Source organism: Rhodococcus sp. HNM0563, assembly GCF_012726195.1.
In the GTDB taxonomy this organism is placed as follows: Bacteria; Actinomycetota; Actinomycetes; order Mycobacteriales; family Mycobacteriaceae; genus Rhodococcus.
The window spans coordinates 316,906-338,750 of sequence record NZ_JAASAF010000006.1 but is presented as its reverse complement, the minus strand read 5'-3'; the positions used below and the strand labels follow the sequence as shown (position 1 = coordinate 338,750).

21 protein-coding genes are annotated in these 21,845 nt (G+C 66.3%); 12 read left to right on the top strand and 9 right to left on the bottom strand.

The features are described from left to right. Entirely contained in the window at positions 1–3,183 is a 3,183-nt protein-coding gene (locus HCA61_RS16195) for a carboxyl transferase domain-containing protein (RefSeq protein WP_169689193.1), read from the bottom strand. Between the two features lie 51 nt (positions 3,184–3,234). Next, entirely contained in the window at positions 3,235–3,987 is a 753-nt protein-coding gene (locus HCA61_RS16190; RefSeq protein WP_169689192.1) for an ABC transporter permease, read from the bottom strand. 85 nt (positions 3,988–4,072) lie between these two features. Between HCA61_RS16190 and HCA61_RS16185 the strand changes: the two genes are divergently transcribed. The 5 genes from HCA61_RS16185 to HCA61_RS16165 all read left to right on the top strand — a co-directional run bounded on the left by HCA61_RS16185 (position 4,073) and on the right by HCA61_RS16165 (position 8,290). Next, a complete protein-coding gene (locus HCA61_RS16185) occupies positions 4,073–4,867 on the top strand; it encodes a DUF427 domain-containing protein (protein ID WP_169689191.1) in 795 nt (264 codons plus the stop codon). Between the two features lie 75 nt (positions 4,868–4,942). Continuing rightward, positions 4,943–5,311 carry a RidA family protein gene (locus HCA61_RS16180; RefSeq protein WP_169689190.1) on the top strand — a complete coding sequence of 123 codons (369 nt, stop codon included), beginning with the start codon at positions 4,943–4,945 and terminating at the stop codon, positions 5,309–5,311. Positions 5,312–5,408: 97 nt separating this feature from the next. Then, on the top strand, positions 5,409–5,930 hold the full coding sequence (locus HCA61_RS16175; protein WP_169689189.1) for a MarR family transcriptional regulator: 522 nt from the start codon (positions 5,409–5,411) through the stop codon (positions 5,928–5,930). A gap of 177 nt (positions 5,931–6,107) precedes the next feature. Further along, positions 6,108–6,746: a TetR/AcrR family transcriptional regulator gene (locus tag HCA61_RS16170; protein WP_169689188.1), complete on the top strand. Its 639-nt coding sequence runs from the start codon at positions 6,108–6,110 to the stop codon at positions 6,744–6,746. Next, on the top strand, positions 6,743–8,290 hold the full coding sequence (locus HCA61_RS16165; RefSeq protein WP_346777571.1) for an MDR family MFS transporter: 1,548 nt from the start codon (positions 6,743–6,745) through the stop codon (positions 8,288–8,290). The genes HCA61_RS16170 and HCA61_RS16165 overlap by 4 nt, the downstream gene beginning before the upstream one ends. 3 nt (positions 8,291–8,293) lie before the next feature. On the opposite strand, the gene HCA61_RS16160 is transcribed toward HCA61_RS16165, so the two are convergent. The 3 genes from HCA61_RS16160 to HCA61_RS16150 form a co-directional block, all read right to left on the bottom strand. Beyond that, positions 8,294–9,847 (bottom strand): succinic semialdehyde dehydrogenase, encoded by a 1,554-nt coding sequence (locus HCA61_RS16160; protein ID WP_169689186.1) that lies wholly within the window; start codon positions 9,845–9,847, stop codon positions 8,294–8,296. A 76-nt stretch (positions 9,848–9,923) separates the two neighbouring features. Further along, on the bottom strand, positions 9,924–10,553 hold the full coding sequence (locus tag HCA61_RS16155; protein WP_169689185.1) for an SRPBCC family protein: 630 nt from the start codon (positions 10,551–10,553) through the stop codon (positions 9,924–9,926). Next, positions 10,550–10,918 carry a metalloregulator ArsR/SmtB family transcription factor gene (locus tag HCA61_RS16150; protein WP_169689184.1) on the bottom strand — a complete coding sequence of 123 codons (369 nt, stop codon included), beginning with the start codon at positions 10,916–10,918 and terminating at the stop codon, positions 10,550–10,552. Before HCA61_RS16150 ends, HCA61_RS16155 begins: the two co-directional genes overlap by 4 nt. Before the next feature lie 89 nt (positions 10,919–11,007). Between HCA61_RS16150 and HCA61_RS16145 the strand changes: the two genes are divergently transcribed. From HCA61_RS16145 to HCA61_RS16135, 3 genes are read left to right on the top strand one after another with little or no spacing between them, the layout of a single operon-like run. Next, positions 11,008–12,849 carry a long-chain fatty acid--CoA ligase gene (locus HCA61_RS16145; protein WP_169689183.1) on the top strand — a complete coding sequence of 614 codons (1,842 nt, stop codon included), beginning with the start codon at positions 11,008–11,010 and terminating at the stop codon, positions 12,847–12,849. 18 nt (positions 12,850–12,867) lie between these two features. Beyond that, a complete protein-coding gene (locus HCA61_RS16140; RefSeq protein WP_169689182.1) occupies positions 12,868–13,242 on the top strand; it encodes a DUF5313 family protein in 375 nt (124 codons plus the stop codon). Further along, positions 13,239–14,468, top strand: coding sequence for an Nramp family divalent metal transporter (locus tag HCA61_RS16135; RefSeq protein WP_169689352.1), 1,230 nt, complete (start codon positions 13,239–13,241; stop codon positions 14,466–14,468). The genes HCA61_RS16140 and HCA61_RS16135 overlap by 4 nt, the downstream gene beginning before the upstream one ends. On the opposite strand, the gene HCA61_RS16130 is transcribed toward HCA61_RS16135, so the two are convergent. Continuing rightward, the gene (locus HCA61_RS16130) at positions 14,469–15,218 is read right to left on the bottom strand and encodes a GntR family transcriptional regulator (RefSeq protein WP_169689181.1); all 750 of its coding nucleotides are present in this window, start codon (positions 15,216–15,218) and stop codon (positions 14,469–14,471) included. A gap of 133 nt (positions 15,219–15,351) precedes the next feature. On the opposite strand from HCA61_RS16130, the gene rraA reads away from it, so the two are divergent. Beyond that, complete coding sequence (gene rraA / locus HCA61_RS16125) at positions 15,352–15,840, top strand: ribonuclease E activity regulator RraA (RefSeq protein ID WP_169689180.1); 489 nt, start codon at positions 15,352–15,354, stop codon at positions 15,838–15,840. Positions 15,841–15,844: 4 nt separating this feature from the next. Here the strand turns inward: rraA and HCA61_RS16120 are convergent, their stop codons facing one another. Further along, the gene (locus HCA61_RS16120; protein ID WP_169689351.1) at positions 15,845–16,078 is read right to left on the bottom strand and encodes an RNA-binding S4 domain-containing protein; all 234 of its coding nucleotides are present in this window, start codon (positions 16,076–16,078) and stop codon (positions 15,845–15,847) included. 33 nt (positions 16,079–16,111) lie between these two features. On the opposite strand from HCA61_RS16120, the gene HCA61_RS16115 reads away from it, so the two are divergent. Genes HCA61_RS16115 through HCA61_RS16105 form a run of 3 tightly spaced genes read left to right on the top strand, consistent with a single transcriptional unit; the run spans position 16,112 to position 20,382 of the window. Then, the gene (locus HCA61_RS16115) at positions 16,112–17,461 is read left to right on the top strand and encodes a deoxyribodipyrimidine photo-lyase (RefSeq protein WP_169689179.1); all 1,350 of its coding nucleotides are present in this window, start codon (positions 16,112–16,114) and stop codon (positions 17,459–17,461) included. 60 nt (positions 17,462–17,521) lie between these two features. Next, positions 17,522–18,886 (top strand): TIGR01777 family oxidoreductase, encoded by a 1,365-nt coding sequence (locus tag HCA61_RS16110; RefSeq protein WP_169689178.1) that lies wholly within the window; start codon positions 17,522–17,524, stop codon positions 18,884–18,886. After that, positions 18,883–20,382, top strand: a complete 1,500-nt coding sequence (locus HCA61_RS16105; RefSeq protein ID WP_169689177.1) for an SDR family oxidoreductase — start codon at positions 18,883–18,885, stop codon at positions 20,380–20,382. Before HCA61_RS16110 ends, HCA61_RS16105 begins: the two co-directional genes overlap by 4 nt. Positions 20,383–20,429: 47 nt before the next feature. On the opposite strand, the gene HCA61_RS16100 is transcribed toward HCA61_RS16105, so the two are convergent. Both HCA61_RS16100 and HCA61_RS16095 read right to left on the bottom strand, forming a co-directional pair. Then, on the bottom strand, positions 20,430–21,011 hold the full coding sequence (locus HCA61_RS16100; protein ID WP_169689176.1) for a lipocalin family protein: 582 nt from the start codon (positions 21,009–21,011) through the stop codon (positions 20,430–20,432). Between the two features lie 30 nt (positions 21,012–21,041). Continuing rightward, positions 21,042–21,707: a fasciclin domain-containing protein gene (locus HCA61_RS16095; RefSeq protein ID WP_169689175.1), complete on the bottom strand. Its 666-nt coding sequence runs from the start codon at positions 21,705–21,707 to the stop codon at positions 21,042–21,044. Positions 21,708–21,845: the final 138 nt, after the last annotated feature.

Genomic DNA, 21,845 nt, shown 5'->3' with positions numbered 1-21,845 from the left:
CTATCGCAGCCGAGAAATCCAGGTTCGGGTGTGGGCGGGGTCGATGACGTCGTCGAGTTCGAAGATCGTCGCCGCCTGCAGTGCCTTACCCCGCTGATACGCCGCAGCGACCAGTTGCCCGAACAGTTCCTCGCGAGCCTCCGCGGTGGGCGCGGCATCGAGTTCCTTGCGGAAGCCGAGCCGCACCGCGCCTTCGAGTCCCATCCCGCCGATCTCGCCGGTCGGCCATGCGATCGTGAACTGCGGTGAGTGGAACGATCCACCGGCCATCGCCATGGCACCGAGCCCGTATCCCTTGCGGAGGATGATCGTGCCGAACGGCACCGTCAAGCGCGCACCCGCGATGAAGAACCGGCCGAATCGCCGTACCGTCGCCTGTTTCTCCGATTCCGGACCGACCATGAAACCCGGTGTGTCGCACAGACTCACCACGGGGAGCCGATGCTCTTCGCACAGTTCGAGGAAGTCAGCGGCCTTGTCGGCGGCTTCGGCGTCGATCGCGCCCCCGAGATGGTGGCTGCTGTTCGCGAGCACACCGTAGGCTCTGCCCTCGACCCGCACGAGAGCGGTGACGATACCGACTCCGTAGTCCGCGCGCAGTTCGAGCACCGAATCGACGTCGGCGACCGCAGTGAGAGCGGCACGAACGTCGTAGGCGCGGAGGCGATTCTCGGGAACCACGTGTCGCGCGAGACGCGGATCGGGCGCCTCGAATCCGGTTGCCTCGACGGTGAAATACGACAGGTACTGCCGGGCCAGCGCGACGGCATGCTCCTCGTCGCGCGCGGCGAGGTGGACGACGCCGTTGCGGCGTTGCACGTCGATCGGACCGATCTCTTCGGGCCGGTGCTCTCCGAGTCCGCCGCCCTCGATCATGGCGGGCCCACCCATCCCGATGTTCGCGTCGGGCGTCGCGATGAGTACATCGCACACCCCGGCGAGTGCGGCGTTGCCCGCGAAGCACCGGCCCGACACCACGGCAACAGTCGGCACACGACCGCGTAGCGCCGCCATCGACCGGAAGGTCGACAGTTCCAGGCCCGCGCCGTGCGCTACATCGACGTCGCCCGGCCGGCCGCCGCCGCCCTCGGCGAACAGCACCACCGGAACCTCGCGGCGCGCGGCGAGTTCGAGGAGCCGGTCGGTCTTGCTGTGGTTGTACCTGCCCTGGGTTCCGGCGAGCACGGTGTAGTCGTACGACATGACGACGACGTCGGCTCCGTCGATGCGTGCCGTGCCTCCTACGAGTCCGTCGGCGGGGGTGTTCGCGATGAGGTCTTCTTCGCTGCGGCGTGCGCGTTGCGCGGCGAGGACGAGACCGCCGTACTCGACGAAGCTGTCGGCGTCGACGAGATCGGTGATGTTCTCGCGCGCGGTGCGCCTGCCGCGGTGGTGTCTGCGGGTGACCGCATCGGGACGGGCGGCGTCGAGCGTGGCAGCGTGTCGCGCACGGATCTCGTCGAGGTCGGCGCGCTCGTCATCGAGGTCGAATGTATCTGCGGCGGTGTCCGACCCGGATTCGTCGTCGAGGTGGACCACGGCGAGCACCGTTTCGGGTTGCACCGTCTGCCCGGGCTGCACGAGCATCCGGACCACGGTGGCCGTGCCCGGCGCGGTGATCGCATGCTGCATCTTCATCGCGTCGAGGATCACGATGGGTTTGCCCGACTGCACGGTGTCGCCCTCGGCAGCGGATTCGACGACGGTGCCCACCATTTCGGCGCACACCGCATGCTCACCGGCGCTCAGTTCGGGTACCTGCTCCGAGGTTGCCGTGTCCACGTGCGGGGCAACGAACTCTGCGAGACGCTCACCGAGCCACGTCGTTGTGACCTGACCGGATAGAAATTCCCTGTCGGTCAGTACCTTCCGGAGCACATCCCGGTTCGTGGCGACACCGTCGACAATGAACTCGCCGAGCGCGGCATCGAGTTTGCGGAACGCGGCGGCAGGATCGGAGACCCGCACGTGTGCGATGACCTTCGCGAGCAGCGAGTCGTAGCGGGCACCCACTTCGAGCCCCGGGCGGGCGTGGGTGTCGACGCGAATCCCGGGCCCGGAAGGCGGAGTGAATGCGGTGAGGATTCCGGTCGCGGCGACGGTCTGCCCGTCCGGACGCAACGTCTCGGTGTTGATGCGTGCCTGCACAGCCACTCCCCTGGCACGGGTAGGTGCTCCGGTGACACCGTGTGAGTCCGCGGTGATGCCGTCGGGCAGGTCCAGTTCGTCGAACACGGCTCCGCGCGCGACCGCGATCTGCACGGTCACGAGATCGATGCCGGTGACCTCTTCGGTGACGGTGTGCTCGACCTGGATCCTCGGGTTCACCTCGAGGAACACCATCGTCGGCCCTGCCACCAGAAACTCGACGGTCGCCAGCCCGCGCAGATGCGTGCCGACGCCGAGCCGGACGGCCGCGATGTGCAGGTCGCGTCGCAGCGCCGCGCTCAGCGCGGGGGCGGGAGCGATCTCGACGAGTTTCTGGTGGCGGCGCTGCACGCTGCAGTCACGGTCGCCGAGTACACGCGCGACGGTCCCGCCGACGCCGTCGGGTGCGCCGACGATCTGCACTTCGATGTGGCGGGCCGCCGCGATGAGCGCTTCCGCGTAGAGGCGGTCGTCGCCGAAGGCGGCCAGCGCTTCGGCTGCGGCCGACCGGTGGGCGTCGCTGAGGTCGTCTGCGTCGCGCACGATCCGCATTCCTCGGCCGCCGCCTCCTGCGCGAGCTTTGACGACGATGCCGTCGGGGTGCTGCGCGAGGAACGTGCGCAGTTCCTCCAGGTCACCCGAACCCGACGCGGGCACCACGGGAATGCCCAGACCTGCCGCAGCGGCGCGGGCGGTCTGCTTGTCGCCGAAGGTACGCAGCGCTTCCGGGTCGGGTCCGACGAACGTCACGCCTGCGTCGGCGCAGCGGTCCGCGAACGCGGCGTTCTCGCTGAGGAAGCCGTAGCCGGGATGGACGAGGGTGCAGTCCGTGTAGCGGGCGATGCGGAGGATCGCGTCCTGGTCGAGATAGGCGGCGGGACCGGACCCCACGAGCGGAACAGCCCTGGTGGCGGCACTGACGTGGGGGCTCGCGGAATCGTCCTCCGCATAGACGGCGACGGTATCGAGACCGAGCTCGGTGGCCGTACGGATGATTCGCAGCGCGATCTCACCGCGGTTGGCTACGAGCATCATCCCTGTGCACCTCCAGGTCGAAATCGACATCGACTCAATTCATACCGCAGCTCACCCCCGGGGCATCGGACGCACCTGCAGACGGCCGAGGCCGATCGCGAGAACCACCGCGGTGATCGATCCCGCCGCCATGATCGCCGCGAGTACCACCACCTGGAAGCGACCGGCTTCGAGGGGCGACAGCCCGCCGAAGATCGCGCCGACGAAGGCCCCCGGCAGCGTCACCAGTCCGGTGGTCTTCGTCTGGTCGAGGGACGGGATCAGCGCTGCCCGCACCGCGAGCCGGGCGTGGCCGAGCGTTGCCTGCCGCATGGTCGCGCCGAGTGCGAGCCACCCTTCGACCTCGGCCCACCGGTCGTCGACAATCTCGGTGAATCTCCGGCCGGCAAGTCCGGCGACCGTCATCCCACCGCCGATCACAATGCCGCCGAGCGCGAGGGCGTAGCGGGGTGTCAGCTCGATGGCACCGCTGACGAACACGATGGCAAGGGCGGTACCGATTCCGACGAACATGGCCACACCGACCATCACTGTCGTCCCGATTCCTCGCCCGACCCGCCGCGACGCGGTCCACAGCGCAACGCCGAACATGACCACGAGCACCAGCGCGACCCACCGGGCGTCGGCGATGACTCCCGTGAGCACGAGGGCAACGAATGCGAGTTGCACTGTGCCGCGTGCGATTGCATACACCGGTGCAAACCGATACGGAACACCGAATGCCCACAGGGCGGCGGTGGCCACGGCTGCGAGCACCGTGACTCCCACCAGTGTCCGGATGAGTTCGAGCGCGTCGTCGATCATCGCCGAGCAGCGTATCCCGCAGATCGCCTCGCCAGGACGCCGCAGGATACGGCCGCGCGGTATTCATGCGCGATACGGTCGATGTATGTCTGCCCGTAAGATCGCCACGCCCCGGCCCACCCTCGAATCCGACAACTACCTGTACGAACCCTGCGAGCGCAGGATCCGGGGGATGTGGTTCGGGCGGACGGTCGTGGACAGCACCCGCGCGGTGCTGGTGTGGGCGCCGGGCAAACCCGTGCCGTTCTATGCGTTCCCGCGCGACGACGTGCGCTTCGATCTGCTGTCGGCGTCGCTGTCACCGAGCCGCAGCCGCCCCGATGTGTGGCAGTGGTACGACATCGTCGTCGACGACCAGCGCGCGTATTCGCCGGTGTTCCAGCTGGACATCGACGGTCTCGACGACCGGTTGGCCTTCGCATGGTTCCGGCAGGGTGAGCCCGAACCGGGCGACACGGTGTACGTCGACGAGGACGAGCACTGGTTCGAGGAGGAGGCCGAGGTGTTCACCCATCCACGCGACCCGCACCATCGTGTCGACGCGCTCCCCAGTTCTCGCCACGTCCGTGTCACGGTGGACGGCACGGTCGTCGCCGAGACGCGCAACCCGGTGCTGGTCTTCGAGACAGGCCTGCCGACGCGCTACTACATTCCCCCTGCCGATGTGGATTTCTCCCGGCTCGAGGAATCGGTGCTGCGGACGGGATGCCCGTACAAGGGCACGGCCCGGTACTGGTCGTTCACGGAGCAACCGTTCTCGGGGCAGCAACCCGCCGAGAACGTCGCGTGGTCGTACGAGGAACCTCTCGCCGGGATGGAACCGATCGCAGGGCACGTGTGTTTCTACGACGACGCGGTGGACGTGTCCGTATCGGTATGAGAAGTCCGCTTCACAATTATATTTTAGCGCTAAGATAGTTGGTGAACCGCGACCCGACCTCAGGAGCGATCACCGATGTCACTCACCTCCGTCAGCTCTCACCATCCGTACAGCCCCGCCTACGTCGCCGGTGGGCTCGTCTTCGTCTCCGGCGCACTGTCCATCGATCCCGAGGGCATCGCCGTCGAGGGCCGCACCGAAGCCCTCGACGCCGCGATCGACCGCATGACCGACCGGCTCGCCGTCGTCGGCGGAAAGCTCTCCGACGTCGTCAAACTCACCTACTTCGTCACCGATCTGTCGCTGAGAGAGGAAGCCAACCGCCAGTTCGAGCGGCTCTTCGCCGAACCACGCCCGGCCCGGACCTTCGTCGAGGTGAGTGCGCTTCCGTACGGCGCGACCGTCGAGATCGACGCAGTCGCCACTGCCACGGCACCACACTGATCCCTGGCGTCCCCACGCGCCCCGCGCACGCCGTATCGTGAACAATGCTTTGGCGCTCAACAATCGAGCGGCAAGCCGAGGACACGAGGAGGCACGCGTGGGGCGCGACAACGTACCCGACCATGACGCCGTCGACGACATCGTGAGTCAGTGGGCTCGCGAATGGCCCGGCCTTGACGTCACGCCCCTCGAGGTACTCGGACGCCTCCACCGCACCTACCTGCGCTATCAGAGCACCATCGCGCGGATCTTCGACGAGTACGGCATCAACATGGCCTCGTTCGATGTCCTCGCTGCACTGCGCCGCGCCGGCGAGCCCTATCGCATGACCTCCGGACAACTCGCCGAAAGCTCGCTGGTGACCACCGGTGGCGTCACCCTCCGCATCGACCGTCTCGAGAAGGCGGGATTGGTGAGACGTGAACGCGACGCCGACGACCGGCGCATCGTGCATGCCGAGCTCACCGAGGCAGGAAAGAAGCTCATCGACGAGGTCGCGGTCGCTCATTTCGAGAACGAAACCCGCATGCTCGCCGAGCTGTCGAAGGACGACCAGAGCGAGCTGGTGCAGTTGCTGCGGAAACTCGAGTATTCACTCGCCAGGCACCAGGGCGCCTGAGGCGTTCAGCAGATTTACCGCAGAAAAAGTCAGAAACACCCTTCCGGAAAGGATGTTTCTGTCTTTTCGTGCAGCGGTTCCCGCAGACGCTGTCGTGCCGGTAGAGGCTCTCGGCCTCCCTGCGAGATCCGAGAATCCGATTTGCATCCACCGGTAGTTGCCATAATGTAAATATTCATGACTGCAACCGATCAGGTATCGCATCGCGAGCGCAAGCGCGCCCGCACGTGGACGGCAATCCACCTCGCCGCCGCGAACGCAGCCGCGACGCACGACCACCTGTCGGACGTCACCATCGAAGCGATCGCCGACGCCGCCTACGTCTCACCACGCACCTTCTTCAACTACTTCAAGTCGAAGGAAGACGCCGTGCTGGGCCTGCGCGCCGCAGTCATCAGCGACACGGTCCTCGACGAATTCTTCATCGAGCCGGGTGACGACCTCGTCGAAAAAGTCGCGTTCCTACTCTTGACGGTCTTCCGCACCACCAACCACAAACAGATCACGCAGACCGAATACGCCGATCTGATGGAGCGCCATCCCGAACTCTCGCGCCGCCGCTTCCGATACATCGACGACGTGCAGGCGCTCGTCACCGAGTTCGTCACCGAACGACTCGTCGCCTCCAGCGGCTGGACTGCGAACCATCCCGACGAATCTCCCGAAGAGGCAGCGCAAATGGTCGTTACCGTCGCGGGAGCCGTGATGCGGGCGGCAATGCGCCCGATCCTCACCCGCGCGGAGCTCGAGGAAACCGATGCAGATGCAGTTCTGCGTCGGAAATGCACCCAATTCAGAAACGTCACGCGATCGTGACCACCGAAACCTCGAAGACCGAACAGGAATCGTCGGCGCCTCCCGTCCGGATCGCATTCATCTTCGCCGGGCTGCTGCTGGCGATGCTCTCGGCATCGCTGAGCCAGACCGTCCTCAACCCCGCGCTGCCCACCATCGTGGGCGAACTGCACGGCGCCGACCTGATGCTGTGGGTGATCACCGCCTACATTCTCGCGTCGACGATCATGATGCCGATCTACGGCAAGCTCGGAGACCTCCTCGGACGCAAACCGATTCTCATGGTCGCCATCTCCGTCTTCGTGATCGGATCGGTGGTCAGCGCGACCGCGACGAACATCGTCTGGCTCATCGCCGGCAGAGCCATCCAGGGCCTCGGCGGCGGTGGGTTGATGATCCTGTCGCAGGCGACGATCGCCGATGTCATCCCCGCCCGTGAACGCGGCAAGTACATGGGCATCATGAGTAGCGTCTTCGCATTGTCATCCGTGAGTGGCCCACTGCTGGGCGGATTCTTCACCGAAGGCCCCGGATGGCGCTGGGTGTTCTGGATCAACATCCCCATCGGGCTACTCGCGCTGCTCGCCGCAGCCTTCTTCCTTCGCCTCCCAGAGCGTCGGCGGTCGCGGCCCCGGATCGATGTCGCCGGGATGGCCGTGCTGTCCATCGCGACAACACTTCTCGTGCTGGTCGCCACGCTGGGCGGCGCGCAATTCCCGTGGGCATCACCCACCATTGTCACGATGATCGCCGCGACCCTCGTGGCAGTAGTGCTGTTCCTGTTCATCGAATCCCGGACTGCGGAACCCGTTATCCCGCTGCATCTGTTCCGCGACCGGAACTTCAACCTGTGCACCCTCGCCGGGCTCCTCATCAGCGTCTCGCTGTTCGGTGTCGCGTCATACATGCCCACCTATCTACAGATGGTGGCGGGCATGGGAGCGACCGCAGCGGGGCTGATGATGCTCCCGATGATGGGCACGCTGTTCGTCACTTCCACGCTCCTCGGCCGCCACGTGACCCGCACGGGCCGCTACAAGAACTGGCCGATCGTCGGAGCGATTCTCGTTGCAGCCGCCATGGTCCTACTGTCGGCACTCACCGTCGACAGCCCCCTGTGGCTTCTCGGATGTTTCGTGGCACTCCTCGGCCTCGGCCTCGGCACCTCCATGCAGCTGCTGGTCCTCGTCGTGCAGAACTCATTCCCCATCGACGAGGTCGGTACAGCCACGGCGAGCAACAACTACTTCCGCCAGATCGGCGCGACACTCGGCGTCGGTGTCGTCGGCAGCGTATTCACCACCCGGGTCGCCACGCTGATCACCGAACGAGTCCCCGACGCGGCCGACAACGGGATCCACGCGGATTCGCTCACACCATCCATTGTTCGTGCCCTGCCCGACTCGCTGAACCTGGCGGTCATCGAGTCGTACAACGAGGCGCTCACCCCGATCTACCTCGCGATCGCGCCGCTCGCGCTCATCGCGGCAGTGTGCCTGTTCTTCGTGATCGAGAAACCGCTCGCGACGACCATCGAACGGAAGACACCTGTCGCGGACCAGTGAGCACTACCGCCCCGGCAACCACTTCATCGCAGCGACGAACGGCGCCAGCACCTTCGCCCACACCTTCTTCGGCAACCCCCGCGGACCGTCCAGGTTGAGCACGCGCGTCGTCGCGATCGTCTGCGCCTCGGTGTACTTGAGCAGGCCGTCCGGTCCGTGTCGCCGCCCCACTCCGGAAATACCCATGCCACCCATCGGGGCGTCGGTGCTCCCCCACGCGGGTGCATATCCTTCGTCGACGTTGACGGTGCCCGCGTGGATGCGCGCGGCGATCGCCTCGCCCTCCGCCTTGGTGCGTGCCCACACCGACGCATTGAGGCCGTATTCGGTGTCGTTGGCGCGTCGGATCGCTTCTTCCACGTTGTCCACCGGGTACACGGATACGAGCGGACCGAACGTCTCCTCGGCGTAGCACTCTGCGTCTTCGGGGACGTCGGTCAGGACGGTGGGCTCGTAGAACAGCGGCCCCAGGTCCGGGCGCGCCTTCCCGCCGGCGACGACGGTCGCGCCCTTCGCGACGGCGTCGTCCACGTGCCCCGACACGGTCTTGACCTGGTCCTCGTTGATGAGCGATCCCATCTCGGTGCCGAAGTCGTAGCTCGCACCGAGCGCGACCTTACGCACCCGATCACCGAACATGCGCAGGAACTCGGGCGCGATCGACTTCTCGACGTAGATCCGCTCGATCGAGATGCACAGCTGACCGGAGTTCGAGAAGCACGCGCGCATCGCGGCCTCGGTGACTTCGCGCAGGTTTGCACCTTCGGTGACGATCATCGGGTTCTTGCCGCCGAGTTCGGCGGAGAAACCGATGAGACGTCGTCCCGCCTGCTCGGCGAGGAGACGACCAGTCTGCGAGGAACCCGTGAACATCAGATAGTCGGTGTTCTCGACGAGTGCGGTACCCACCACCGAACCGGGCCCGGGCACGACGGCGAACAGGTCGCGCGGCAGCCCCGCCTCGTAGAGCAGGTCGGCAACCGCAAGTGCACAGTACGGGGTCTGACTGTCCGGCTTGAGCACCACCGCGTTACCCGCGAGCAGCGCGGGGATCGCGTCGGAGACGGCGAGCGTCATCGGGTAGTTCCACGGCGCGATCACCCCGACGACGCCCTTGGGGTGGTGCCGCACCGTGGTCTTCGTCAGGACGGGGAGCATTCCCGTGGCGCTGCGTGGGCGCAGTAGTTTCGCGGCGGTGCGTGCGTAGTAGCGCGCGGTCATTGCGATGTCGAGCACTTCTTCCTGCGCCGATGCCCGCGATTTACCTGTTTCGGCCTGCGCCATGTCCATGAGCGACTCGCGCTTGGAGATCAGCAGGTCGCGATAGCGGTGGAAGATCTCGGCGCGCTCCGCAGCCGGCGTCTTCGCCCACGCGACCTGCGCCTTCCGCGCGCGGTCTATCGCGACTTTCGCGTCGTCGGCGGTGCCGACGGGCACGGTCGCGATCTCACGGCCGGTGAAGGCCTCGACGACGGGTCGCGTGGGTCGCGAGGAGCTGTCCTCGATCGCGATGAGGTCGGCGAGCCTCGTGAAGGTCGCAGCGTTTGGAGCAGGCATGTCGCACCCCTACCAGTGAGTAGAAATCGGAGTTACACCAAACTACCGCGTGGGCATGGCCACTGTCACAGCCTGCTCACTCACCCGAGAAGAAAGCGATGGTGCGATCGGCCCGTGCGCGTGCCGCATCCGGGTCGGTTCCCGCGGCCACATCCGCGTCATACCAGCCGTTTCCCGATTCCCGGACGTAACCGAGCCCTTCGGGCGAGAGCGACCATTTCTCGAACTCGGAAGGATCGACCGCATCGCCTGTATCGATGTGCAGGCCGAGACCGAGAAGTGCCTGGTCCCATCCGATGCCGACGGCGCCCGGACCGTACGTCTCCCAGTGGTCGCCTTCGGGGTGGGCGATGTGCGCGAGTTCGAAGCGCGCGTACCCGCCCGGTTCGGGGATGACCGCCACCTCGATCCAGCTCATGCCCCCGCCGAACTCCCACGTCGCCGAGAACGATTTCGGAGGGGCGCACGTGAGGATCTCCCCGCCGGCGTTGCCTTCGAGCTGGTACCGGCCGCCGACACGCAACTCGCCGCTGACCGGCAGGAACCAGCGCGGAATCCGCTCGGGGTTGGTGCAGGCATCCCAGAGGTCGTCGGCGTCGGTGGGATAACTCTGGGACACCGTCACGACAGCGGCGTCCTTGCCGTCGACGACGCGGTGCCCGATCGTGCGCCGCAGAGTCTCGGCCCTGGTCTTCACGTCCTTCATGATGTTCTCCTTTGTTCGTCGGCAGAGTTGTCGGTATGGATGCGGCGTGCGCGTTTGCCTCGTGCGATCTCGGTGCCGAGCGCATCGAGCGCTGGGGTGGGACGGGGCCGCAGCCGGGCGAGCCAGTCCTCGAGTTCGGTCAAGGCCCCGGTATCCAATTCGTACAGGCGCCGGTTTCCGTCACGGTGAACCACAGCGAAATGGTTGTCCCGCAATACTTTCAAGTGCTGCGAGACAGCCGGCTGCGAGATCCCGAACTCACCGCCGATGACGTCGCCGAGATCTCCGGCCGACCGCAAGCCCTCCGAGAGCATTTCGAGTATCCGGCGGCGGACCGGATCCGACAGAACCTCGAACCCGTGCACCACCCGACTATATAAGCGCTACCTTAAATAGTCGAGCGTGGTCGCCGGAACAGCGCGTAACCGGAGTTCTCCCCTTCTAGACTGGGGCAATGACCACGATGCGCGCGTCCGAGGAAAAAGTCGATCACGCCAAGATCGAGAAGCGGGCGCCGTCCGTTGCTCGGCTGTTCATCGACCGCGTCGCCGCAACCCCGGACGAAGAAGCCTTCCGCTACCCCGACGGCAAGGGCGGGTGGACGAGCTCCACGTGGGAAGAGACCGGCGACAAGGCCCGCCTCCTCGCAGCCGGGCTGCTGTCGCTGGGCCTCGGCCTCGAAGACCGCGTCGCGCTGGCGTCGTCGACCCGCTACGAATGGGTGCTGTCCGATCTCGCGGTGATGTGCGCAGGCGGCGCGACCACGACGGTGTATCCCACCACCCACGCACCGGATGTCGCGTTCATCGTCGCGAACTCGGGAAGCCACATCGTCATCGCGGAAGACCACACGCAGGTCGACAAACTCCTTCAGCATCGCAGTGAACTTCCGGATGTCGCCAAGGTCGTCGTGATCGACGGATCGGGCGACGGCGACTGGGTGATCGGATTCGACGAGCTCGCAGAGCTCGGCCGGGCTCGTCTCGCCGAGGATTCGGGTGTGGTGATCGACCGGATTCACAGCATCGAGCCCCACCACCTTGCGACCGTCATCTACACCTCCGGCACCACCGGCAAGCCGAAGGGCGTGCGCCTGCCGCATTCGGCGTGGACGTATGAGGCCGCCGCGGTCGACTCCGTCGGTCTTCTCGGGTCCGGCGATCTGCAGTACCTCTGGCTTCCGCTGTCGCACGTGTTCGGCAAGGTGCTGCTGACGCTGCCGCTGCAGATGGGCTTCCCCACCGCGGTAGACGGGCGGGTCGACAAGATCGTCGAGAATCTCGCCGTCGTGCGCCCCACGTTCATGGGCGCGGCTCCTCGCATCTTCGAGAAAGCCCACGCGCGCGTCGAAGGGATGATGAACGAAGAGGGCGGCATCAAGAAGGTGCTCTTCGACTGGGCCATGGGCGTGGGCACCAACGTGTCGAAGGCGCGCCAGGGCGGACGTTCACCGGGCCTGCTCGACTCGGCCCAGCACAAGGTTGCCGACAAGCTGGTGCTCTCGACCATCCGGGAACGATTCGGCGGTCGTCTCCGCTTCTTCATCTCCGGCTCGGCGGCACTGAATCCCGACGTCGCCCAGTGGTTCGACGCCGTCGGCATTCCTGTACTCGAGGGCTACGGACTGACGGAGACATCGGCGGCGTCCTGCGTCAACCGCCCCCAGGCCAACCGGCTCGGCACGGTGGGCTGGCCTCTCCCCGGCACCGAGGTGAAGATCGCCGACGATGGCGAAGTGCTCATCAAGGGCCCCGGCGTGATGACCGGCTACCACGACCGTCCCGACGCGACCGCCGAAGCGCTCGAGTCCGACGGGTGGTTCCACACGGGCGACATCGGCAGCCTCGACGACGACGGCTACCTGAAGATCACCGACCGGAAGAAGGACATGTTCAAGACGTCGCAGGGCAAGTACGTCGCGCCGTCGGCGATTGCAGCGACCTTCAAGGGCATCTCTCCCTACGCGGCGGAGATCATCGTCCACGGTGAGGGCAAGCCGTACTGCGTCGCACTGGTGGCGCTCGACGCCGAGGCCGTCACGGAATGGGCGAGCAAGAACGGACTCGACGGCAGTTCGTTCTCCGAGATCACGCAACACGACAAGACGCGCGAACTGATCTCGAAGGACATCGACACGCTCAATCTGCAGCTCAATCGATGGGAGCAGATCAAGAAGTTCACGATCATCGAGCGCGAGCTCAGCGTCGAAGAAGGCGATCTCACGCCCAGTATGAAGCTGCGCAGGAAAGTGGTGGTCGATACATTCTCGGACAGCCTGACGCGCCTCTACGAGTGACGCTCTATCCTGGGCAATATGAGTAGCGCGCGACCTAATTTGCCTCAGCGGATCGGTTACATGTTCGGTCGCACGCTGCCCACCGAGATGCGCGAGTGGGTGCGTGACGACATCGTCGGCCCGGGGGCAGCCAGGCGGTACCTGCTGCGGTGGAACCTTCCCCTCATCCCGTTCCTGCTGCTGTTCCTGCTCATCCCCGGCCCGGTCTGGATGCCGCTGTCGATGATGCTGCTCCTGCTGCTGCCGTGGATCTACTTCTCCGTCGCACTCATGCCGATCTGGCAGCGTCATCGCCTCCAGCAGCACGGCTTCGATCCCGCGCTGCTCGGCGCGAAGGCCCGCGCCCGCGCGGACCGCGAACGCGCCGACTACGAGCGCCGGTTCGGCCGCTGAACACGACGCGCACAACGGCAACTCCGCGTCTGGCCGCACTCGTCGGCCCCGCCTTCGTCGCGGCCGTCGCCTACGTCGATCCCGGTAACGTCGCCGCCAACCTCACCGCGGGGGCCCGCTACGGCTACCTGCTGCTGTGGGTACTCGTCGTCGCGAACGCGATGGCGATCCTCGTCCAGTATCTGTCTGCCAAACTCGGTGTCGTCACCGGACGCTCCCTCCCGGAACTACTCGGCGACCGGCTCCGCACCCCGTCGCGTCGCGCATTCTGGATCCAGGCCGAGGTCATGGCAATCGCCACCGACGTCGCCGAAGTCATCGGCGGGGCGATCGCCCTGCACCTGCTGTTCGGGCTCCCGCTGTTCGTCGGCGGCCTGATCACCGGCGCCGTGTCGATGGTCATCCTGTCGGTGCACAACCGTCGAGGTCAGCGAACATTCGAGTACGTCGTGGTGAGCATGCTGGCCATCATCACCATCGGGTTCCTGTGCGGTCTGCTGTTCACCGACGTCTCCCCCATCGATGCCGCCGCCGGGCTCGTGCCCCGATTCGCAGGCACCGACACCGTCCTGCTCGCCGCGTCGATGCTGGGCGCGACCGTGATGCCGCATGCGATCTATCTGCATTCGGCGCTGTCACGCGGACGGCACGGCAAAGTCGAACCAGGACCGAAACTCGACCGCGTCATACGCGCGACCCGATGGGATGTGGCCGGGGGCCTGTTCGTCGCTGGCAGCGTCAACATCGGCATGCTGCTCCTCGCAGCGTCCGCCCTGCGCGACACGCCCGGCACCGACACCATCGAGGGCGCACACGCTGCAATCACCGATGCCCTCGGCCCCGCAGTCGCGACGGCGTTCGCGGTGGGGTTGCTCGCGTCGGGACTGGCGTCGACCGCCGTGGGCTCGGCCGCAGGCGCTGAGATCATGGCGGGTCTGCTCCACATCCGGATCCGCCCGTTCATCCGGCGCGTGGTCGTGATGATTCCCGCCCTGATCCTGCTCGCCGTCGGCGTGGATCCGACCTTCGCGCTCGTACTCAGTCAGGTGGTGCTGAGTATGTGCATCCCGTTCGCGGTGATTCCCCTCGTGCGGCTGACCTCCGACGCAACAGTGATGGGCGGGATGCGCAACGCCCGGGCGGTGACCGCAGCCGCGTGGCTCACCGCGGGCCTCATCGTTGCGCTGAACGTCGCACTGGTGTGGCTGACCGCGACCGGCAGCTGATCACGACAGCACTTCGACGAGAGTGGTTTCCGAGTCGCCGGTCATGTAGCGCTCGACGCTGTCCAGGTGACGACGCCAGAATGCCTCCGCCGCACCGGGTTCCCCAGCGCGCAACAATTCGACGAGCTTGTGGTTGGCGCGCAACGCGACGGCCGTCCCCGGACTGTCCCGCTCCGTCCGCGTCGACAGGAACAGCGCGTTGTGCGCGTCCATGATGTCGAGCAGCATGCTCGCGAGCGTCGACATCGTCTGATTGCCGCCGAGTTCCATGATCGTGCGGTTCACATCGCTCGCATATTTGACGAACGCGTGCGGGTCGTCGACCAGGGTGTCGCCGCGCTCGACGACCTCTGCGAGTGCGTCGATGCGGTCGCCCGGGTCTGCGGCGATCAACCCGACAGCCGCGACCTCGAGTTCGGTGCGTGCGCGGTAGACGTCGGCGAGGGGAACACCGCGGTACTGCAGGATCAAGCCCGTGTACCGGGCCGCCGTCGATCCATCGGGCGCCTGGACGCGCGCGCCGCCGCGCGCACCGCGGAGCACGGTGATGATGCCTTCGGATTCGAGGATTCGGAACGCTTCGCGCAGCGTGGGCCGGGACACCCCGAATCGCTCCATCAGAGCGGCCTCGTTGGGCAGCGGTTCACCTGCCTCCAGCTCACCGGTGATGATCTGACGACGCAGACTCGCGGCGATCAACTCACCGGCTTTCGGCACGCGAACAACGGCCGATCGGGCGTCGAGAGGCATGTCACCGTCCTGTATCCGTCATGGTCGAAACCGGCCAGTAAGAATACAAGAATCTACCCATTTGCGGCGAAGTGAGCCCGTGGCCGTCGTCACCATCATCGAGGGGCGCCTGCACAGGGATTATCCTCCCCCCATGAGCGAAGCCATCGAATTCACCGCGACCGCCGACCTCGCCGACGAGATCGGCCCCGACATCCGCAGCTGCGACACCCAGTTCATCCAGTTCGGAGGCCGCGCCGAGTTCGCCGGACCGATCACGACGATCCGCTGCTTCCAGGACAATCTGCTGGTCAAGCAGACGCTGTCCGAGCCGGGCAACGGCGGTGTCCTGGTGGTGGACGGCGACGCGAGCATCCATACCGCCCTCGTGGGCGACATCATCGCCGGACGCGGAGTCGACAACGGCTGGTCCGGCGTGATCATCAACGGTGCCGTCCGCGACTCCGCAATCCTGCGCACCCTCGACATCGGTGTCAAAGCGCTGGGCACCAACCCGCGCAAAAGCACCCAGACCGGGTCGGGCGAGAAGAACGTGCCCGTCGAGATCGGCGGGGTGACGTTCAACCCGGGCGAGATCGTCTACAGCGATCATGACGGCGTGGTCGTCCGCGCGGCAGACTGACCGGTCACGTGTCGCGGGCCACCCGCGCGCTCACTCCACCGATCTCGACGACGTCGCCGGTGTGCAACTGCCTGCCCCTGCGCACCTCGATCTCACCGTTGACCGAGACGAGACCGTCGGCGATCACCTCTTTGGCCTCGGCACCGGAGTCGATCAGGCTCGCCAGTTTCAGGAACTGACCGAGCCTGATCGAGTCGTCACGGATGGGAACTTCGAACGCATCGGCCATGTTCGCCATTGTCACCCATCCCCCTCCACGCACACTGGACGGGTGAGTACCACCGAAGTCGTCTGGTTCCGCCGCGATCTGCGGCTGAGCGATATGCCCACCCTGTCGAGTGCCGCCGATGCCGGCCGAGTGGTCGCGCTGTTCGTGCTCGACGACAGGTTCGCGGCAACCGGACCCCGCCACACATTTCTGCTGCGATGTCTGCGCGCTCTCGACGACGACCTCGGCGGGCGGCTGCTGGTCGTCCGCGGCGACCCCGCCACCGTGGTACCGAAGATCGCCCGCGAGTTCGATGCGGGTGCTGTGCACATCAGTGCCGATCACGCGCCGTACGGATCGCGCCGCGACCGAGCGGTCGAGACCGCGCTCGGTGATGTGCCGCTGGTCCGGACCGGCTCGCCGTACGCGGTCTCACCCGGCCGCGTCGTCAAGAACGACGGCACACCGTACCGAGTGTTCACCCCGTTCCGGCGCGCGTGGCTCGACCACGGGTGGCGCTCACCCGCGACTACCGACGTCTCCACCGTGTCGTGGCTGGACCCGGACGGTATCGACCTGCGCGTCGACATCCCGGACGACGACACCGACATCACGCTGCCCCCGGCCGGTGAACAGGCTGCGCTGCGTCGGTGGCGGGAGTTCCGCGACGACGAGCTCGAAAGATACGACACCGACCGCGACCGGCCCGATCTCGACGGCACGAGCCGGTTGTCCGCCGCCCTCAAATTCGGGTGCCTGCACCCGCGCACCCTGCTCCATGATCTGCGCGGCCGTTCGGACCCCGGCGCCGTGGCCTTCCGCAGCGAACTGTGCTGGCGCGACTTCTACGCCGACGTCCTCCACCACCGCCCCGACACCGCATACCGCAACTACAACCCCCGGTTCGAGAGCATCCGCTACGACACCGGGCCGGACGCCGAGCGTGCCTTCGCCGCGTGGCAGCAGGGCCGCACCGGATTCCCGATCGTCGACGCGGGCATGCGGCAACTACTCGCGGAAGGCTGGATGCACAATCGGCTCCGGATGATCGTCGCGTCATTCCTCACCAAGGATCTGCATTTGCCGTGGTGGTGGGGCGCGAAGCACTTCATGTCGCACCTCGTGGACGGAGATCTCGCATCCAACCAGCACGGATGGCAGTGGACGGCCGGTTGCGGCACCGATGCCGCACCCTATTTCCGCGTCTTCAACCCGACCTCACAGGGCGAGAAGTTCGATCCGAAGGGTGACTACGTGCGCCGCTGGGTACCCGAGTTGGGCGGCATCGCGGGTAAGAGTGTCCATCGGCTGCCGGACGGCCCACCGCCCGGATATCCCGAGCCGATGGTCGATCATGCCCACGAGCGACAGGTGGCGTTGGCACGATACGGAGAGATCTCCGCCCGAGGCTGATCCATCCGCCGAGCGACCGGCTCCGAATGGAACACAGGCGGAACGATCCACGGAGGCACGATGGGAATCGAGTACAGCAGCATCGTCGATGCGTCCCGCGACGACGTGTTCGACTGGCACACGCGGCGCGGCGCGATCCATCGCCTGCTACCGCCGTGGCAGCCGATGAGCGTCGTATCCGAGGCCGAATCCCTCGCGGACGGACGCGCCGTCCTCGGACTGCCCGGGGGCTTGCGGTGGGTCGCGGACCATCAGCGGGACGCCTACGATCCACCGGCTCGCTTCGTCGATGCACTCGGCCGCGACGGGGTGATGTCGCTACCGTCAGGGCTTGTCCGCTCGTGGCGTCACGAACACCGGTTCGAGAAGGTCGACGACAACCGCACCCGTGTGACCGATCGCGTCGACACTCCGATCCCCGAGCGCTTGCTGCTCCAGACGTTCCGGTATCGGCACCGCCAGCTCGCCGACGACCTCGCGAGGCACCGCTGGGCACGCGAGCAGGGAGTGCGGCCCGCGACCGTCGCGGTGTCCGGCACGACCGGGCTCGTCGGCACGGCACTGACCGCGTTCCTGAGCACGGGCGGATACCGAGTGATCCGCCTCGTGCGTCGTCTGGCACAGGGCGACGACGAGCGCCGCTGGGATCCCGAGTCACCCGCCCCCGACCTGTTCGAGGGGGTCGACGCAGTAGTCCATCTGGCCGGCGCGTCGATCGCCGGCCGGTTCACCGATTCGCACAAGGCCGCCATACGCGAGAGCCGCATCGGGCCGACGCGACGGCTCGCCGAACGCGCCGCCGGGACCGCGAACGGACCCGCAACGTTCGTGTGTGCGTCGGCGATCGGACTGTACGGCTACAACCGAGGCGACGAACCACTCGACGAGCACTCCACGGGTGGAGGAGGTTTCCTCACCGATGTGGTGACCGATTGGGAGGCCGCCACCGCACCCGCGGCCGACGCGGGGCTGCGCGTGGTCAATGTGCGTACCGGGGTGGTGCAGACCCCGCGCGGCGGCACGCTGCAGCTGATGCGGCCCCTGTTCGCCGCAGGTCTCGGTGGGCGCCTCGGCAGCGGAAGGCAGTGGTTGTCATGGATCGATCTCGACGACCTGCTCGACGTCTACCATCGCGCGCTCTACGACCCGGCGTTGTCGGGCCCTGTCAATGCTGTTGCGCCGGAACCGGTCCGAAACGAGGAATACACGCGAGTTCTGGCGGATGTATTGCACCGTCCGGCGTTGGTGCCCGTCCCGGGCTTCGGTCCGAAGTTGCTGCTCGGTGAGCAAGGTGCCCGCGAGTTGGCGACCGCCGACCAGTACGTCGTACCCCGGCGCCTGCTCGACGCCGGGCACACATTCCGCCGAGCCTCCCTCGAGGACTGCCTGCGCCACCAGCTCGGCCACCTGCTGGCGGCGTCATGACCGAAACAGGTCGCGCCGAGTCGCCCGGGCAGTCGCTGCGCATCCTCGTGACTGGGGCTACCGGGTACATCGGCGGCCGGCTCGCACCTCGCCTGGTCGCAGCGGGACACCGGGTGCGGGTTCTCGCGCGCAATCCAGACAAACTCCGCGACGTGCCGTGGGCCGGCGATGTGGAGGTGGTGCGCGGCGACCTCGGCGATCCCGAATCGCTCGAGCGGGCATGCCGGGACATCGACGTCGTCTACTATCTGGTGCATTCGATGGGTGGTCGCGGCGAATTCCTCGACGCAGAACGACGCGCTGCCGAACACGTCGCCGCAGCCGCACGCAGCGCAGATGTGGGGAGAATCGTCTATCTCGGTGGCCTGCACCCGAAGTCCGCGGAGTTGTCGACGCACCTGAAGTCGCGAGCACAGGTGGGCCGGATCCTGCTCGAGTCCGGGGTACCCACGTTGGTGCTTCAGGCGGGCGTGGTGATCGGTTCGGGTTCGGCGTCATTCGAGATGATCCGGCATCTGAGCAATCGCCTGCCCGTCATGACGACACCCCGATGGGTGAACAACCGGATCCAGCCGATCGCGATCCGGGACGTGCTCCACTATCTGGTTGCCGCAGCGACCGCCCCGCTGCCGAGCAGCCGCGCCTATGACATCGGCGGGCCCGATGTGCTGCGGTACGGCGAGATGATGCAGGTCTACGCAGACGTCGCGGGATTGCACCGTCGCAGGATCCTGGTGCTTCCGGTTCTCACACCGAAACTGGCCGGCCTGTGGATCGGCCTGGTCACTCCGATCCCGCCGTCCCTGGGCCGCACCCTGATCGAATCGCTGGGAAACGATGCGGTGATGGACGATCACGCCGTCGACGAGGCGATCGCGCCGCCGCGCGGCGGGCTCACCGGGTACCGCGACGCCGTCGCATTGGCACTGGGACGTATCGAACGCGGTGAAGTGGAAACCACCTGGGCGAATGCGTCGCCTGTCGGTGCGCCCGCCGACCCGCTACCGTCGGATCCGGAGTGGGCCGGGGAGGTCGTCTACACGGATGAGCGCAGCCTCGACTGCGATACCGACGTGAACGCGGTGTGGGATGTCGTCGAAGGAATCGGCGGTGAGAACGGCTGGTATTCATTCCCGTTGGCGTGGACGATTCGCGGCTGGCTCGACCGCTTCGCGGGCGGAGTGGGACTGAACCGCGGACGGCGGAATCCCCGGACCCTGCACACCGGTGATGCACTCGATTTCTGGCGGGTCGAGCGCATCGACCGCCCGAAGTTGTTGCGGCTGCGAGCGGAAATGCTTGCGCCGGGCGGCGCATGGCTCGAATGGCGGGTCGAACCTCTCGGCACCGACCGCACCCGCCTGTACCAGCGCGCCGTCTTCTTTCCCAAAGGTCTTGCCGGCCGCATGTACTGGTACTCACTTCTTCCGTTCCACGGAATCATCTTCGCAGGCATGCTCGAGAACATTGCCGGAACAGCACCGAAAGGCCGATGACACGGAAAGGCCGATGACGCTCTGCGTCACCGGCCTTTCCGCTTCGCTCATACAGTGCAGAGCGGCTTGATCTCCTGAAGCCCTTCCGTCGTGGGAGAGGTGAGCATCAGGCACGAGTTGTAGCCTTCGCTCTCCACGACTGCACGGATCTCCTGCCAGCCCGCCGCGTCCACCACCGGGGACCGTGACAACACGAAACCGGAAAGCCTGCTCGGGTCACCGACCAGCGCCCACGAATAGTCGTCCGCGAGATGCGCGACGATGTAGTTGCTCGGCCCGTCCAATGAATCCTGTGTCGGCACACCGGGGAACGACACATGAAGCGACGCAGTGTCGTTGACCCGCGCGTTGCCCACGATTCCTCGGCGTTCACCCGTGATCGTGGTGCACGAATTCTCCACGCGGATGTTCTGTTCGTCGATCAGTGAGTAGTTGGCGGTGGTGTCACGCACACAATCGAGGTTGAACGGCGCCGGATTGGCCGCCAATTGGTACCAGCCGCCCAGGTAGCGGCTCACATCGAGTTGCGGAACGGGGTTCAGCGGAGCCGCCTGCGCGGGTGCTGCAACCAATGTCGAGCTCGCTGCGGCGAGGAGCGCCGCAGCGAGACCGATGATTGTTTTCCTCATGGGGTCTCCCTTCTGCTTGCCGAGGCAGTACTACTGCGGCATCAGGACGCCGTCGATCAGGTAGACCGTCGCGTTCGCTGTTTCGATGCCACCGCAGATCACGTTGGCGTCGTTGACCGTCCACTCGTCACCGGAGCCTGCGACCTCGACGGCGCCGCCCTGAACGGTGGTCTGCTCGCCGGCGATATCGGCGGGCGCGATCTGACCGGGGACCACATGGTAGGTGAGGACATCGGTCAGCAGCGCCGAATCGGTCTTCAACGTCTCGATGGTCGCGGGATCGACCGCCGCGAAGGCGTCGTCCACCGGCGCGAACACGGTGAATTCGCCGCCGTTGAGAGTGTCGACGAGGTTCACATCCGGGTTGAGCTGCCCGGAGACCGCCGCGGTGAGCGTGGTGAGCATCGGGTTGTTCGATGCCGCAGTGGTCACATTCTCCTGCGCCATGCCTTCGACCGAACCGGGACCCGTCGGCACCTGTTCTGCATAGGCGGCGCATCCGGGCCCGACGAGGCCTGCCGGCATCGCCGCGGCCGACTCGGTCGTCTCCATCGGTGCGGTGGTTTCGGTCATGGTGCTGGTGGTCGTATCCATCGTGGTGTCGGAGCTGTCGTCCGACGTGCAGGCGGAAATGCTCAGTACCGCCGCAGCGCCGATACCGATAAGCGCCAAGCTCTTACGTGTCCGATTCGCCATCGTCTCATTCCCTTCGGTACGCGCGGTCCTCGAACCGCGTCGATGAGGTGTGTCGGAGAGTCATTCGCCGCTGCGGGGCAGGGGGATGGGTGCGATCGGAAGAAAAATTTTCCGGCGCCGGTGACCCATCCGGAATCG